Source organism: Candidatus Neomarinimicrobiota bacterium (assembly GCA_022560655.1).
GTDB lineage: Bacteria > Fidelibacterota > Marinisomatia > SCGC-AAA003-L08 > TS1B11 > JADFSS01.
The window spans coordinates 1-14,385 of the sequence record JADFSS010000057.1 but is presented as its reverse complement, the minus strand read 5'-3'; the positions used below and the strand labels follow the sequence as shown (position 1 = coordinate 14,385).

10 protein-coding genes are annotated in these 14,385 nt (G+C 58.3%); 6 read left to right on the top strand and 4 right to left on the bottom strand.

What is annotated here, in order from left to right; all coding sequences use genetic code 11:
- The 5 genes from IH971_08675 to IH971_08655 form a co-directional block, all read left to right on the top strand.
- A partial coding sequence (locus IH971_08675) for a hypothetical protein (GenBank protein ID MCH7497911.1) occupies nucleotides 1-1,000 on the top strand: 1,000 nt, incomplete at its 5' end.
- 159 nt (nucleotides 1,001-1,159) lie between these two features.
- Nucleotides 1,160-2,821, top strand: a complete 1,662-nt coding sequence (locus tag IH971_08670) for an NAD-dependent malic enzyme (GenBank protein MCH7497910.1) — start codon at nucleotides 1,160-1,162, stop codon at nucleotides 2,819-2,821.
- Nucleotides 2,822-3,099: 278 nt separating this feature from the next.
- The gene (locus IH971_08665) at nucleotides 3,100-3,363 is read left to right on the top strand and encodes a hypothetical protein (protein ID MCH7497909.1); all 264 of its coding nucleotides are present in this window, start codon (nucleotides 3,100-3,102) and stop codon (nucleotides 3,361-3,363) included.
- 348 nt (nucleotides 3,364-3,711) lie between these two features.
- Complete coding sequence (locus IH971_08660; protein ID MCH7497908.1) at nucleotides 3,712-5,892, top strand: TonB-dependent receptor plug domain-containing protein; 2,181 nt, start codon at nucleotides 3,712-3,714, stop codon at nucleotides 5,890-5,892.
- Entirely contained in the window at nucleotides 5,889-7,160 is a 1,272-nt protein-coding gene (locus IH971_08655; protein MCH7497907.1) for a right-handed parallel beta-helix repeat-containing protein, read from the top strand. Before IH971_08660 ends, IH971_08655 begins: the two co-directional genes overlap by 4 nt.
- An 81-nt stretch (nucleotides 7,161-7,241) precedes the next feature.
- On the opposite strand, the gene IH971_08650 is transcribed toward IH971_08655, so the two are convergent.
- The 3 genes from IH971_08650 to IH971_08640 all read right to left on the bottom strand — a co-directional run bounded on the left by IH971_08650 (nucleotide 7,242) and on the right by IH971_08640 (nucleotide 12,710).
- The gene (locus IH971_08650; protein MCH7497906.1) at nucleotides 7,242-8,327 is read right to left on the bottom strand and encodes a hypothetical protein; all 1,086 of its coding nucleotides are present in this window, start codon (nucleotides 8,325-8,327) and stop codon (nucleotides 7,242-7,244) included.
- A 142-nt stretch (nucleotides 8,328-8,469) separates the two neighbouring features.
- Complete coding sequence (locus IH971_08645) at nucleotides 8,470-9,780, bottom strand: tetratricopeptide repeat protein (GenBank protein ID MCH7497905.1); 1,311 nt, start codon at nucleotides 9,778-9,780, stop codon at nucleotides 8,470-8,472.
- 500 nt (nucleotides 9,781-10,280) lie between these two features.
- Complete coding sequence (locus IH971_08640) at nucleotides 10,281-12,710, bottom strand: TonB-dependent receptor (protein MCH7497904.1); 2,430 nt, start codon at nucleotides 12,708-12,710, stop codon at nucleotides 10,281-10,283.
- A gap of 161 nt (nucleotides 12,711-12,871) precedes the next feature.
- Here IH971_08640 and IH971_08635 point away from each other — a divergent pair, with 161 nt between their 5' ends.
- Nucleotides 12,872-13,588, top strand: coding sequence for a nitroreductase family protein (locus IH971_08635; GenBank protein MCH7497903.1), 717 nt, complete (start codon nucleotides 12,872-12,874; stop codon nucleotides 13,586-13,588).
- Here IH971_08635 and IH971_08630 read toward each other — a convergent pair.
- A complete protein-coding gene (locus IH971_08630) occupies nucleotides 13,546-14,370 on the bottom strand; it encodes a DNA recombination protein RmuC (GenBank protein MCH7497902.1) in 825 nt (274 codons plus the stop codon). The two genes, IH971_08635 and IH971_08630, sit on opposite strands and share 43 nt — an antisense overlap.
- Nucleotides 14,371-14,385: the final 15 nt, after the last annotated feature.

The window sequence follows — 14,385 nt, the reverse complement described above, 5'->3', positions numbered from 1 at the left end:
AGACGAGGTCAGTGACGGTGTTGTTCTTGATGGTGATGTCGGAGACGCTACCGGTGCCTCCGTTCTGGCCGCCGAGGGCTTTTCCGGCAAAGTTTTCTTTCACTATACCTATGATACCGTTAAAGGCGCGAGCCATGGCAGAAATGAATTCGCACTCTCCCGCGTGTACTTGACCTATCAGAAAGCCATCGCCGATGACATCAAGGTAAGACTTACCACGGATGTCGACCGGACCGGAAGCGCCTGGACGGTATTTCAGAAGATTGCGGCTGTGCAGTGGGACTCTCCCTGGGGTGAGATTATTATTGGCCTGCAAGGGATGAACCTGTGGAACGTGTCTGAGGCCAATTGGGGCTACCGGTTTGTCGAAAAGACGCCCATGGACCGGCACAGATTCGCCAGTTCGGCGGATATGGGCATCGGGTTCAAGCGGACCTTCGGGCAGCGGTTGCACCTGCATGCCACACTCACCAATGGTCCCGGCTTCCGAAAGGTCGAAAATGACCGCTTCAAGCGCCTCGCAACCCAGGTGGTCTACGGCGCCACCAACTTAGGCACGGCTGCGGGCTACAATTGGGGCGTGACGCTAAGCCTGGAACCAGAGGAGGTCCTCCAGGCAACTGGCACGGTGACCGAGATCAAGCCACTGTGGACGCTCTTTGGCGGACTGTCCCGGGGCAGGCTGAGGGTTGGGGCGGAATTTGACCGGTATACAGATACCTGGATCGATAGTCCCCGGACTCAACAGATTCTGGCCGCCTACGCCAATTTGCAGCTGCGCCCGACGCTGGCGCTGTTTGGACGGGTGGATTTTTATCACGCCGACACCAGTGCTGGTAATTCGACGAATGAGGAACTGTTTGTCATTCTTGGCGTGAATTATGCCGTCGCCGGTAAGCTTCATATCGCACCGAACGTGCGTCTGAAAAACGCCGATTTTGCAGCTCCGGACCAGATAGGGTTATCAGCAATCAACCTTAGTGTGGAATTCAAATACTGAGGTACTGGCAGGTCGCCGGGGATGGGAGTCAGCCAGCACCGGTTATGTTCAGATCCCCGTGTTGACCCTGCCCTCAGCCCGGGGTTAACGTAACTTCTACCACATGATTATGGGAGGCCGTCAGATTTCGATCACCGATACAGGTGCGGTTACGTGAGCATGGATGGCAGAGCGCCAAGGAAGCGAGGCACCCTGGGAAAGCGGGGGTTGGACCTCATTCATGACCCTACTTTGAACAAGGGCACCGCCTTTTCACCTGAGGAGCGAGATCAACTGGGGCTCAGAGGGTTGGTGCCCCCCAGGTATTCTTCACAATCCGATCAGCTGGCCCGCGTTTACAATCAGTACTGTCAGAAAACGCCCGACCTGGAAAAATACGTCTACCTCATGGGCCTGCAGGACCGCAATGAGACGCTCTTCTACCACCTGCTGATTGATCATCTCGAGGAAATGATGCCCATCGTCTACACGCCTACAGTGGGGTTGGCGTGCCAGCGCTACAGCCGTATTTTTCGCCGACCCCGGGGGCTCACCATCAGCCTAGAGGACCTGGGCAGGGTGGACAGTCTGCTGGATAATTGGCCCTACCGGGATATCCGTATCACCGTAGTCACCGATGGCGAGCGCATCCTTGGTCTGGGCGATTTGGGCCTTAACGGCATGGGCATACCGGTGGGTAAGCTCAATCTCTACGTGGCAGCTGCAGGCATTGACCCCGCCTACACCCTTCCGGTCTGCCTGGACGTGGGCACCGATAACGCGGACCTCCGCCGCGATCCCTTGTACCTGGGGTTGGACCGGGATCGTGAGCGGGGGGGGGACTACGACCAGCTGGTGGATGAGTTTGTGCTGGCAGTGCGGAAACGCTGGCCGCTGTGCATTATCCAATTCGAAGACTTCGGCAATTCAAATGCCTTCCGCCTATTGGCCAAGTACAGGGACCAGGTGCTTGCTTTTAACGATGACATCCAGGGCACGGGGGCCGTTTCCCTGGCCGGGATTCTTGCGGCCCTGAGGATCACCGGTCAGCGCCTGTCGGACCAGCGCATCGTATTTGTGGGGGCCGGCAGCGCCGGAATCGGCATCGCTGAGGCCATGCTGGAAGGCCTGCAAGACGACGGACTAAGCGCTGCGGAGGCCCGCCTGTGCATCTGGCAGGTTGACTCCAAGGGCCTCATCACCACCGGCCGGATGGCGGAGCTTTCTCCGCGCAAGCAACTGTTTGCCCGTGATGAGCCGCCGAGCGCCAGCCTGGAGGGTGTGGTGGAGCGGGTAAAACCGACCGTAATACTGGGCGTCGCAGGAGTAGCTGGACTGTTCAGTGAGGCGGTCATTCGTAAGATGGCCAGCCATGTGGACCGACCCATCATATTCGCATTGAGCAATCCAACCTCCAGCGCCGAATGCACGGCCGAGCAGGCCTACCACTGGACAAACGGCAAGGCCATCTTTGCCAGCGGCAGTCCCTTCGAACCGGTGACCCACAATGGACGGCGGTATCGGCCTGGCCAGGGGAACAACGCCTACATATTTCCCGGCCTCGGCCTCGGCGCCCTCATTAGCGGCGCCACCCGGATCAGCGCCAGTATGTTTCATCGGGCCGCCCTCCGACTGGCGGAGCTTACCCCCGAGACACAGTTACGGGAAGGCAGCGTTTACCCCCGGCAATCCAGCATCCGGGAGGTGTCCATTGCCATCGCAGAAGCGGTGGCCAAGGAGGCATATCGACAGGAAGTGACCTCGGAACAGGAACCGAACGACCTGGAAGCCACCATCAGGGACTATGTCTGGCAACCAGAGTATGCTTCCCTGGTCCCCTAACCACACTTGCGGAATTGGCAGCTGCTGACGGACTCCCCGGGCACCCAACGGTACCGTCCGCGATGAACGCCAAGGCGTCGGCAGGGCCGTGCGGGTGCAGCCTTTCTATTAACGGGTCCGGCTCGTGCGCAGGCTGCCGCTCAACAGGAACCAACTGCCCGTAGGGGCAATTTTTATCCATACGCCCCTATTTGGGGGCCGGCTCTCGGTTTCATGGGGCCTGGGCTAGAACTGGAGTCTTCGCAACTATCGTTTCTCCAACCCCCACGCCTTCATCCATGGTCGCATGGACTTGGATTACGCGCCGGGGCAACCCCAATTTTTTTTCCCCCATCCCAGATCTGCTTTTCTACTGGCTGATCACTTCGGTGAAACCGAAATCGGTGGGCTTCGCACTGGGCGCCACGCAAGGTTTTGTCGTCTGCATGCAGATCATGATCTGCTACCAGGCCCTGTTTGATGAGCCACCCGGCAGGCGACAGCTGCTTTCATTCGTGACGGCAGCCAGCGGGGCCCGTGCTCCTGTCACGGCGGCCGCATAAGGCTATATACCTGCAAAGATGGTAACTACCGGCACGGGCCTCTTCTGGAACTACTTTGTCAATCGCTACTGGACCTATCGCGACGTGGGTCACTGAGCTTACGATAACGCGTCTCGTCACGACACAGCTGACAGGATGACCTCTGGAAGGTCTTGCATTTGCGCGGTGGGCTCGTGATATTAAGACCACACCTGAGCAGGGACCCTATTGCCGGCCACAAGCTGGTTCTCTCGGCAGCATCCCTGGCGCGACACAGGGATTGCGCATCGTCAGCGGTAGCCGGGAAGACTTTACACCACCGTGATAGCCAGAATATCCAAATACTTATCCGCCGCCTTGCTATCAGCCATGCCGGTGGTACTGGAAGCCCAGGCAATTCTGGAGGGCCAGGTATTGTCCGGTCGGACCAGGGCAGCCGTGCTGGGGGCCAATATCGTGGTTCGCGGAACGGATGAGGGGGGAGCCTCCGACAGCAAGGGACAGTTCCGGTTTACCACCACTTCGAGCTACCCCCTGACCCTGGACATCACCCACATAGCCTACAAACCCCTTGAGGTTATCGTGGCCAACGACACCACGCTGATTTTGTTGCTAACCCCGACCCATATTATGGGTGAGGGTGTGTTGGTGACGGCACCCCACTCCCGGGCCGCCGCAGATATTAGGTCTGCCGTCGAGATCGTGACCGCCGAGGCCATGGAAAGCCTGGGGGCGCGCGACGTGGGAGATGTGTTGCGGCCGCTGCCCAGCGTCACTATCAGCGTATCAACCACCGGCAAGCAAACCGTGAGCATTCGGGGGAGCAACGCCAATGAAGTAGCCATATTTCTCGATGGATTGCGGCTGAACGATGCGAATTCCGGGGTAGCCGATCTCTCCTCCATTGACATGAATGACCTGGAGCGGGTGGAGGTGATCAAAGGGGGCGCAACAACCCTGTTTGGCAGCGGCGCCTTCGGTGGCGTCGTCAGCATGACCTCCCGCCGGCCAGACTCCAATCGGGTGGCGATTTACCGGGGCTACGGAGTGACTGATCCGGGCGATCAGGATTTGAGTGCGTCCGCGTCGACTCGGCTAGGTCCCCTGGCGGTGGGAGGACGCTTCTCAGGCAAAGCGCGACGATATGACGGCAACGTGTTGTATACAAAGACAATTGGCTCCCTGGCCGCCGTACTCACGCCCCGCTTTGGCGACCTGACCGTCAAACAATATTACCTGAACAACGTGCTCGAATTACCCACTGGCCAGATTGCCCAGAGCGATCAAACCACGCTGACCATCGCATCCTACACCGGCTCACTACTGGGTTCGCCCGATTGGTCTCTGTTCTTAGGCCGTCGAGAATGGGGTTGGGAGGACAAATTTTTCACCAATCTCGAACGCGATCTGGCCGAATCGGGTCTTACTGCCCGACTGAGCCGGCAGGTCAATAGCCGCAGGATGAGCAGCACCTTCCAGCTGGATTATGAGAAACAGCTCTTCAACGGAACCAACAGCTCGTTCGATTCATTTGGTGGGAGCCGGGTCGAGCAGTCCAGCCGACTCGCCAGAAGCGATTGGGGCTACTCCGCAGTCCTGCGCTTTCTGAGCGATGACGTCCACCCACTGGCATCCAAGATACGCTGGGAATTCGGGCTGCGGGGCGACCGAATAGATACCGAACACAATGTGAATTCGTTCAGGGGCAGCACACTGGGCGGGACGGTGGATACGGTCTGGAGCCTGGACGCCAGCATTCCCCGGGGGGAGCAGTCATTAACCCGGCGTATGGGGGTTCATCTGGAGGGTAGCACGCCGTTGCTTTACTACACTTTTTTCATGAATCAGGGACGCAACCAACGACTTCCCTCGCTGAACGATTTGTCCTTATGGGCCAACAGCGTTGACAATATTGATGATGCTGACAAGCTGGCGGCAGAATTTCTGATTACAACCGATGTTGGCGCGCAAGTCATAATCGGTTTTCTGACGCAGATTGATCCCACGGCCAACCTGAAGGCCACGGCCAGCCTGTTCGTGAACCAGTATTCCAATAAAATTACCTATCGATTTTTATCCGATGCGCCCCCGGTCCCCCTTAATACACCCAGCGCAAGAGTAGCGGGCTACGACCTGTCTCTGGAGGTTGAGATTTGGTTGCGACGGCTCAGAGCACGGTGGGCCTATCAGCGCATCAATCTGGATAATCCGTTTATCTTCCCCAACAAGCCGGAGGCTCGTCTGGCCTACCAAGTGGAGCTGCGCCTAGGTTGGATATCAGGTGTTTTTGATTACTATCGTGATGGACCACAATTCGTTGTTTTTAACGGACTAGCCACACCATTGCAGCTCGAAAGGCGGGAGAGCGCCAACTTGAACTTGATCCTCCGGCGGCAGCTGTGGCACGCGAAGGTGAGCGTCGCCTACACCATTCGCAACCTGTTTTCCGACCTCCCCGTATTGAGGGGCGATCCTGCTGAAGAGGGGCTCCCCCCGCCACAATATTATGAATCCCATCGCCAGATCATCTCTCTGCGGGTCAGCTTGTGAAGCCCATCCTCAGGACCAGAGCAATCTTATTTCTCGTGGCAGCAGCGGGCTGCGAGTGGCCCTTTAGTACGACCCCTACCTCAGATGAGCCCATCTTTCAGGTGACAGCCGTGGTGAGCACCGAGCGGCTGATCACATCAGGCTTTGTGGATCTGGGTTGGCCCCTGGTGGGCATCGACAATTTTCAGGCGTTCCACATCAGCCGGCGATTTGCGCTTTCACAGGACTCCGCCCTGGGCAGCTGGAAACTGCTGGCAACCATCACCGATTCACGAGTAAACACTTGGCGTGACACCATTTACGACGACGAAATCCTGCGCTACCAGGTGGCAGTATTTCGATCGGACGGTACGTTTGGTGCCTCTGAGGTTGAGGCGCAAGTGCCCGCCACGACCCGGATTGCGGTGCCCGAAGATTTCACATTGCTGGCGGATGCTGCCTTGTCCCCGATTATGGATGATGGAGACACTATCCTGGTTGGACCAGGACACTACGATATTTCCGGTCTGAAGATCGCGGGTAAGGGCCTGGTGATCATTGGGACTGAGGGGGCCGATGAGACTTTCCTCGAGCGGGGCCCCCTGGCCTCCGATTCCATCATGATCCAGGTGGAAGGCGGCCTCCTCCAGGGCTTCACCATTGAAGCGGGAATTGCACTGACCGGTGGCGGTATATATGCGGGCGGCTCGGCCGTGCTCCGTCACCTGATCCTACGGAGCAATCAGGCGCGGGTGGGGTTGGTTCAGCCGTGGGGCGGTTGGGGTGGCGGCGCGTACCTGTTCGATCTTGCCCGCATGGAAAATTGCCTGATATTCTCCAACTCCGCCACTAAACAAGGGGGCGGCGTTTACATTGATCCAAATTCTGGACGGGTGCGGATTGTCAACTGCACAATCTATGGCAACACTGCGGTGGGCCAATTCACCTTGCAGCCCGAGAGTGCCGGCGGGGGTATATGGTCGCAAAATGGGTTCGCCAGAGTCGAAAACTGCCTCGTCGTGAACAACGGGAATGGAAATATTATGCCTCTACCGCCCGATATTTTTGCACCACAGGTACTGTATACCGGCGCCGGCCCCGATTGGGCGGCTCTGGACAGCACGAATCTAGCTGCTGGGCCGGAATTCGTCAATCCGGCGGTGGGAAACTTTCGCTTGCAGCCGGGCTCTCCCGGCATTGATGCGGGCAACCCAGATCCGGCCTTCAATGACCCCGACGGCAGCCGGAACGATATGGGCGCTTATGGCGGACCACATGGCAATTGGTAGCTCCGGGGCTGTGACTTTTCTGAGCCAGTAATGTGCCCACCTCCTCTGCCCAAGTCCCGGAGAGACCCGCTACAAACGGAGTCAATTCATACGTAGCCGTTGCAGCGCTGCTCGGGCCTCGGCAGTCACGAAGGTTCGATTCCCGAGACCCGCCACGATGCGGTAGTCGTCCCGTGCGCCATCCAGGTCGCCGCGACTCTCTCTGATTTGCCCCCGAATATTGTGGGCGAAACCCAGATGCCAATCGAACTCCATGTTGTAGTGGTCGATCACCCATTGGCAGCGCTCAAGAGCTGTGTCCAGATCGCCTGCCTGAAAGCTCAGGGCCGCCTCTAAAGAGGCATATTTTAGCGTCCATTCAATTCGCTGAGTCGGGTGGGATGTCATGAAGAGGCTCTTCAAGGCGGGCAGGAACTCACGCGCCTCTTTCAGACGGCCATTACGTACCAGAGCCTCGGCGAATAGAAAGTTGAAATAGTAGTTGCCGGGATAGCGAACTACAATGAGCTGGGTGTAGGGGAAGGCTGCGTGCGGGTCGTTCTCCAAGTAGAGGTAAATAATGGCCAGGGTACTGGCCGCCTCAATCCAAGCATGGGGCGCCTCCTCGACGGCTCGACGGAGAATGCGCAGACCCACTTCCCGGTCAGGTTGCAGGCCGAAAATGCGGGCTACCAATTGTACCGGTCTCGACTGCAGGCCGGCATAATAGCTAAAGACACCAATGGGGAGGTAGGCGTCCGCCAGCGTCGTATCTGCGGCATAGGCTTTGCGGATCATGCGCCAGCCCTTGATGCCGGCGTAGAGACCTGCGAGCCAGCTCTTATCCGCCAGGTGTACTCTGGTTTTCAGGCCGTAGGTACTGCCCAAATACAGCAAAATCTCAGGCCGCCGACCTTCGCTGGACAGCATAGACTCATACATGGGTATGGTGGCATCGATGGCCTGCAGCATCGCCTCGTGGGAAGCCCTGTAACCGTGCTCGGTGAGGCTCATCAACCACTGGTTAGCCACGGCGACGAACGGAACTACGGCCTCAAGGGAGTCAAGGGCCAGCGCCGCTTCCAGTGCGGTCTCCGACTGGTGAAAGCGGTAAGAGTACATGGCATCGATCCCCTCCCACAGGCGTACGGACTTGGAATCGCCGGTTGCAGCCCGCTGCAGTAACATGGCGGCGGCTGATCCGCCTGTATTCGACCCCGTTGACTGACCTGGAAGATAGGCCGCCAGGGCGCCAATCAGGATACAGGCCGAACCCGCTGTTGCCGAGTAACGCATGGATCGTAGGAGAGTAACTAGGCCGTTGAAAGCATCAGGGCTGATTGGCGCGTAGCAGTTCCCTGCGGGCGTCGGGATGCTGAGGGTCGAGGGCCAGCGCCTGTTGGAGGGCGTTTCGCTCGGCTCGACTGTCCTGCATTGCCCGGTAGGTCCGGCTCAGCGCCACAAAGGTGTCGGCACGAAAGGGATTGTTCCTGATGGCGCGATCATAGTAGTCCAGAGAACGCTGGTACTCGTTGTGCGCAAGCGCTGCGCCACCGGCACTCACCAAGGCCTGAACGACCCACTCCGGCTGGTTCCCCCCAGCCCGTGACCGTGCCCGGCGCTGGGCCTGAAGCGCCTCTCGGAAACGCCCACGGCGCTTATATTCGAGGGCTTGCAGAAAGTAGGCCTGGGACAGCCAGGGGGCCAGGTTGCGGCCGTTGGGGTGCAGCCGGTCAAGCAGTTCCCACTCGCGTGCCGCTTCATCAAACCGCAAGTCCAGTAGATAGGCACGCCCCAGTTTGAATGACGCCTCCGCGCTCCCCGGCCGCTTGCCAAGCACTTGCAGAAATGCGCGCATGGCGGTCACGGCGTTGCCTTCGAGCAGCGACACATCCCCCAGTGCTTCGAAGGCAACCAACAGTTCCGAATCAAGGGCAAGGGCATCATAGAGGTCTGTTTTGGCGCGGTCGAGCAACCCCAAGCCCGCATAAGCCCGGGCCCGGGCGTAGTAGAGCGGTGCATGATCAGGATACCTGTTCAACCCCTCACGCGCAAGAGTAACTGCATCACCGAAATCGCCGCGCCCAGCCAGATTCATGGCCCGGCGATAATATATCCGGGCAGACGGCCCGACTTGCTCCTCCACCTTGTCATAGATCACCATAGCGCCTGCAAAGTTGCCTTCCGCCTCACGGACCCGTCCTTGAGCCAGGAGCGCCATCAAGTTCTCCGGATTCAGATAAATGACCTCCTGAAAGGTACCCCAGGCGTTGGTGAATTCGCCCTTTTCGATGTAGAGCTCACCCAGCTGGAGTAGCATGGCTTGGCTTAACGGCTCCAGCGCCAGCGCCTTGAGCAGGTAGCCCTCTGATTCAGCGAACTTGTCATTGCGGTGCTGCAAGTCGGCCAGTGCTATCAGTGCAGCCAGGTCCTGGGGATGGTCCTCATGCTGGCGGCGGAGCTGTAGCAGCTGACGGTAATCGCCCGGTACACGATAATTATGACCCAACGGAAATTTACCAGTGGGCTGCACATCGAATACCCGCTGAGTTGACTGGCGGCTAAGGCTCGTTAGCTGGAGCGAAAGTGAACTGATTTCAGCGACCAGGGACTCCAGCTCCCCGGGCGCATAAGCTGTCACGGCCGGGGGTGCAGGTCTGGACGAGCGCCCTGCAGGTGCTGGGGCGTCCGCTGGCCGCCGGCGTGGACTGCGGGCGGCGGACGAGCGGCCTTGCCGGGAACTGGGGCGACGGGACGCGCTTTGCCTTCGCCTCCGACTGGATGGCTTGTCACCTTGTTCGGCGCTGGGGCGGGGCCTGGATGAGGGTCGCCTGCGGACTCCGCCAGATTGGGGCGGTGGCTTACGTCCGCGCCGCCTCGGTCGAGCGGCCTTCTGCTCCTTGTCCTGCTCCTGCACAACCCGGGCGGACAACGTTGAAGTGGAATTTGCGGCGCCCTGAATTTGTGCCGGCATGCCGACCCACAGGGCTGCTGCCAAACCTGCCAGGATGATAAATCGGCGCATTTGATGGGGAGATGCCATGCCGACCCAAAGAATACTTCGTCGGTGTGTAAGAAGCAAGCTTTTGCCAGTCGGCAACCGGGATGCGCGGACGGTGCAGGTCCGCGTAGCGTAAGAGTCTAGAAATCCACCCTGATGCCCGCAGACACGCTGCGCGGTAATCCGGGCCGGATGCCTGCAGGCCGACGGGCCACAATATAGGTTTGATTTGTGAGGTTGGTCACCGTGAGATAGAGCCCGGCGTGGGGAGCAATGTTTACTTGCCCGGTCAGATCGAAGACCAGGGCGGCGTCGGTGCTTTCCGATCTTTCGATGGGGCCCTGGCCGGCCTGGGTGCGCATGGGGCTTACGTACCTGCCATTGAGGTAGAGCGCCCCTACCCGTCTCTCCGCACCGATACTGGCTGCCCACTGATGCCGAGGCAGATAGGGTAGTTCATCACCGGCCTGGACGTTGCCCCACGGCTTGAAGGCGCTGACAAAATCGTTCACGAAATGGGCGCGCGTGAGAGTGTAGTTGAGCCTGGCCGACAGGGCGAACCCTGCGTATCGAAATGCATAGCGGACCACGGTTTCCAGGCCAGCGATATTGGCCTCGCCGCCGTTGAACTGCTCACCCGTACCGTCCCCGCCCACGGCGCTAAGGTCAGAGCCAAGCAGGTTATCGTAGCGGTTATGGAAGGCGATCCCAAGCAGGCCAAGTGCCGCGCGCCGGTAGCGCAGGCCCAGCTCCGTGTTGACGCTTTCTTCGGCCCGTGTCTCCCCGGCGCCTGGACCGGGAGGAGAAAATCCCTTATGAACGCCGGCGAAAAGGCTCAGGTCGGAGCTTAGGCGGTAATCAACACCAACACCGGGAATGAGGGCTATGACGCTGGTGGCATTGGAGGTAAGGCCGGCGCCGGTGCGCTGCGGGTCATCAGGGCCGTAGTCCTGCCTGTGAAATGAGATGGATTCGTAGCGCAGACCCGTTGTTATCGTCATGAGACTCAATGAGATCTTGTCCTGGATGAAGAGTGCTCTGGCTGTGGCGGTACTGATCACATTGTTCTGCCCACCGGTTCCGGGCACTCCGGCGGCGGATATCTGCAGTCCTTCAGCACCCATCTGGTACTTGTCCACATGCTGGAACCGGTCTTCCATATCCTCGTGATAGCGCAGACCCGCTTCCAGCTGGTGGGTGATCCGCCCCAGCCGCGACTTCAGTGTGATGAAGGTCTGGATACCCTGGGCGTAATAATCGCGCTTGTTTGCCTTTACCTGATACTGGTCCGGGTCGCTGTCAGCAGTGTCTAACAAACTGACCTCGACGGCAAAGCGGACGGGATCGGCCAAGATGTCAGCGATCTTCAGGCCCCCAACCCGGTCCAATTTGTACCAATTACGTTTGAACACATTGCGGTAAAGGGTTGTGGTGACGTCGGCGGTGGCACCAAGCATCGTGAAATGTGTCAATCCGACCTGTGCGTGCTGGGCGTCCAAGCGGTCTTTCCCTGAGGCGGCATAACGATGGAACGGCTGCCGGCTGAAATCGCTGTCGGTGAGTCCCAGGTAGGTCTCGTGAGACACTTCGTCGGTGTAGCCTAACTTGAGTTCCAGGAATGGAAGTAGCCCTGTCCCTTTCCCGTTGTTTATCCTGACTTTGGCCAGAAAGTCGGCAATGGCGAAGCCGGTCTTGCCCCCACGATCAAGCACCTTGAACCCATCATTGGCGTGCTGGAAGGTCTCCAGCAGCCAGCCGACCCGATTACCGGAGGCGCCCGCATACAGATGAGCCCGGCGCGCATTGTAAGCGCCGGTGGATAGATCGAGATGGGTGGTGAACCGGCTAGGCAGCGAGGTGGAAATCAAATTCAGCGCGCCGCCATTAGTATTGGGGCCGTATTTGATCTGGCTGGAACCTTTGCGGACCTCAACACTTTCCATGCGCCCTACTCTGGGAAAATAGTAAGCGGCCGGCGCGGCATAGGGGGCTGGCGCAATCAGGACGCCATCCTCCATGAGGGCGATTTTCTGGCTACGCTCCACGCCCGTGCCCCGCATCCCAATGTTGGGCCGCAAACCGAAGCCATCCTCTTCCTGAATGTTGACGCCGGGGACCTGCTGCAGGACACGATGAATGTTTGAGTAGCTGTGTTTGCGCAGTTCAACCTTGGAGATCACATGCGCGGCGCCTGGAATAGTGAAGATATTGGATGGATCGCCGATCAAACTGATACGCTCGCGGATGACCAGCAGTACAGGTGCCTGCAGGATCACGGGCTGCAGAGAAATGTCCAGGGCGACTGCTGACGGGGGTACGATCACCACCCGCTCGATCGGCTCGAAGCCCATTGCGCTGAAGATCAGCGTGTGGTTCCCCGCCGGCAAGCCGTGGATGGCATAATAGCCGGCATGATCAGCGGCATCGCCACGAGAGGTACCCTTGACCACAACGTTGCCTTGGGCAATGGGCTCGCCTGTGACGGCATTCGTCAGGGTCCCGGAGACGGAGCCCTGACCCAACAGCACACCGGTCAGCAGGACGAAGGAGAACAGTAATTTGTGTAGCAACGTCATAGGGCTTAATGTTAATGAGACTAAGTCTCAATAAAGTTAAGCAGAGTGACTCGCCCCGTGCAAGCCATATGAAGCCACCAAAGAGAATCTTGACTTCCAATTGACCGGCCCGTACCATGCAGACTTTCAGATGCTAATCATGAAGGGCCAGAACTATGCCTTCATCCCAACCCTCGCAGCACCAATTCATACCGCTGCATTACACCCCTGTGGCCGATGACGAATGTCTCCGGCGGAGCCAGCAGCTATTCGAGCAGCTGAATCAGCGCCGCACCGTGAGGCACTTCAGCGACCGCCCGGTGGCAAGGGAGGTAGTGGCCAACCTGATACGCACTGCCTCCACCGCCCCTTCCGGCGCGCACAAGCAGCCCTGGACCTTTGTGGCGGTATCAAACCCTGAAATCAAGACCCGGATTCGCACGGCTGCGGAGGAGGAGGAGCGCCTCAACTATGAGCACCGAATGCCCGAGGAGTGGCTCGAGGCGCTGGAGCCTTTCGCCACGGATTGGCACAAACCGTTCCTGGAGATCGCGCCCTGGCTGGTAGTCGTCTTCCAGCAGACGCTGGAGCTGCTGCCGTCAGGCGAGAAACGGAAGAACTATTATGTGACGGAATCGGTGGGTATCGCAGTGGGCATGTTTTTGGCGGCTGTGCACCAGGCTGGTCTGGTAGCCCTCACCCATACGCCCAGTCCGATGAAATTTCTCGGCGAAATTCTGGGCCGGCCAACCAGCGAGAAGCCGTTCGTCCTGATTCCAATCGGCTACCCCGCCGAAGGCTGCCAGGTGCCCGACTTGCAGCGCAAAAGGCTGGATGAAGTGGCGGTGTTTTATACGGATGAGGGGGGTGAATCGTCCATTTCTGGTAGTTGAGCCTCAGGGATTTCCAGGCCGATAGTTTCACTGAGACTATTCTTGAAGCGCTTGATGTGCCTTTCGCCCACCTGGTAGGCTTCTGACGCCTTCTCGATGCCCTTGCCCACTTCCTCAAACTTCTTGAAAAACAGATCGAAGTTCCTTTCCAACGCTGCAAGACCCACCTGCAGACGCCTTGCATTCTTGACGATATCAATGTTTCGAATGCCTAAAATCACCATTTGCAGAAAGACAAAGAGTGTGTTGGGACTTACAGGAACAACGCTATGGGTCTGCGCAAAATCAGATATTGCTTCCGATTCACCAGCAAAATCCTTCGCTGCAAACGTATCATAATACATAGCTTCGGAAGGAATAAACATAAGGGCGACTTCTGTTGTTCCTTTTTCAGGCTTAACGTATTTTGAACTGATTGACTTGATCTGAACTTTAAGCGCAGTTATGTAGGCCTTCCAGTGCTCCTTCCGTTGGTCCGAGGTCTCAGCGTTCAGAAACCGGTCATAATGGCTCCTGGGAAATTTCGCGTCTATGGGCACCACTATGTCCTTAACCTTTATCGCAACGTCAACTCGCTCTCTGTTATCAATGGTATACTGCCGTTCCCAAATCCCCTGAGGAAGTACCCTTTCGAGCAGCTCTTCCAGGATCGTTTCACCATAATTCCCTTGTAACTTAGGCTTCTGAAGCAAAGATTTTAACGACTGCCCCAGCTTCTCTGCCTCCTGCTGCTGTTGCACGAGGCTTTCCACGGTATGCCCCATATCCTTCAGGGTGGCCAACGTTCTGATGGCATT

Coding starts and splice junctions, on each gene's coding strand:
- IH971_08650 (MCH7497906.1), bottom strand. CDS start 8,327: ATGTTACTGCAGCGGGCTGCAACCGGCGATTCCAAGTCCGTACGCCTG.
- IH971_08660 (MCH7497908.1), top strand. CDS start 3,712: ATGCCGGTGGTACTGGAAGCCCAGGCAATTCTGGAGGGCCAGGTATTG.
- IH971_08665 (MCH7497909.1), top strand. CDS start 3,100: ATGGTCGCATGGACTTGGATTACGCGCCGGGGCAACCCCAATTTTTTT.
- IH971_08635 (MCH7497903.1), top strand. CDS start 12,872: ATGCCTTCATCCCAACCCTCGCAGCACCAATTCATACCGCTGCATTAC.
- IH971_08670 (MCH7497910.1), top strand. CDS start 1,160: ATGGATGGCAGAGCGCCAAGGAAGCGAGGCACCCTGGGAAAGCGGGGG.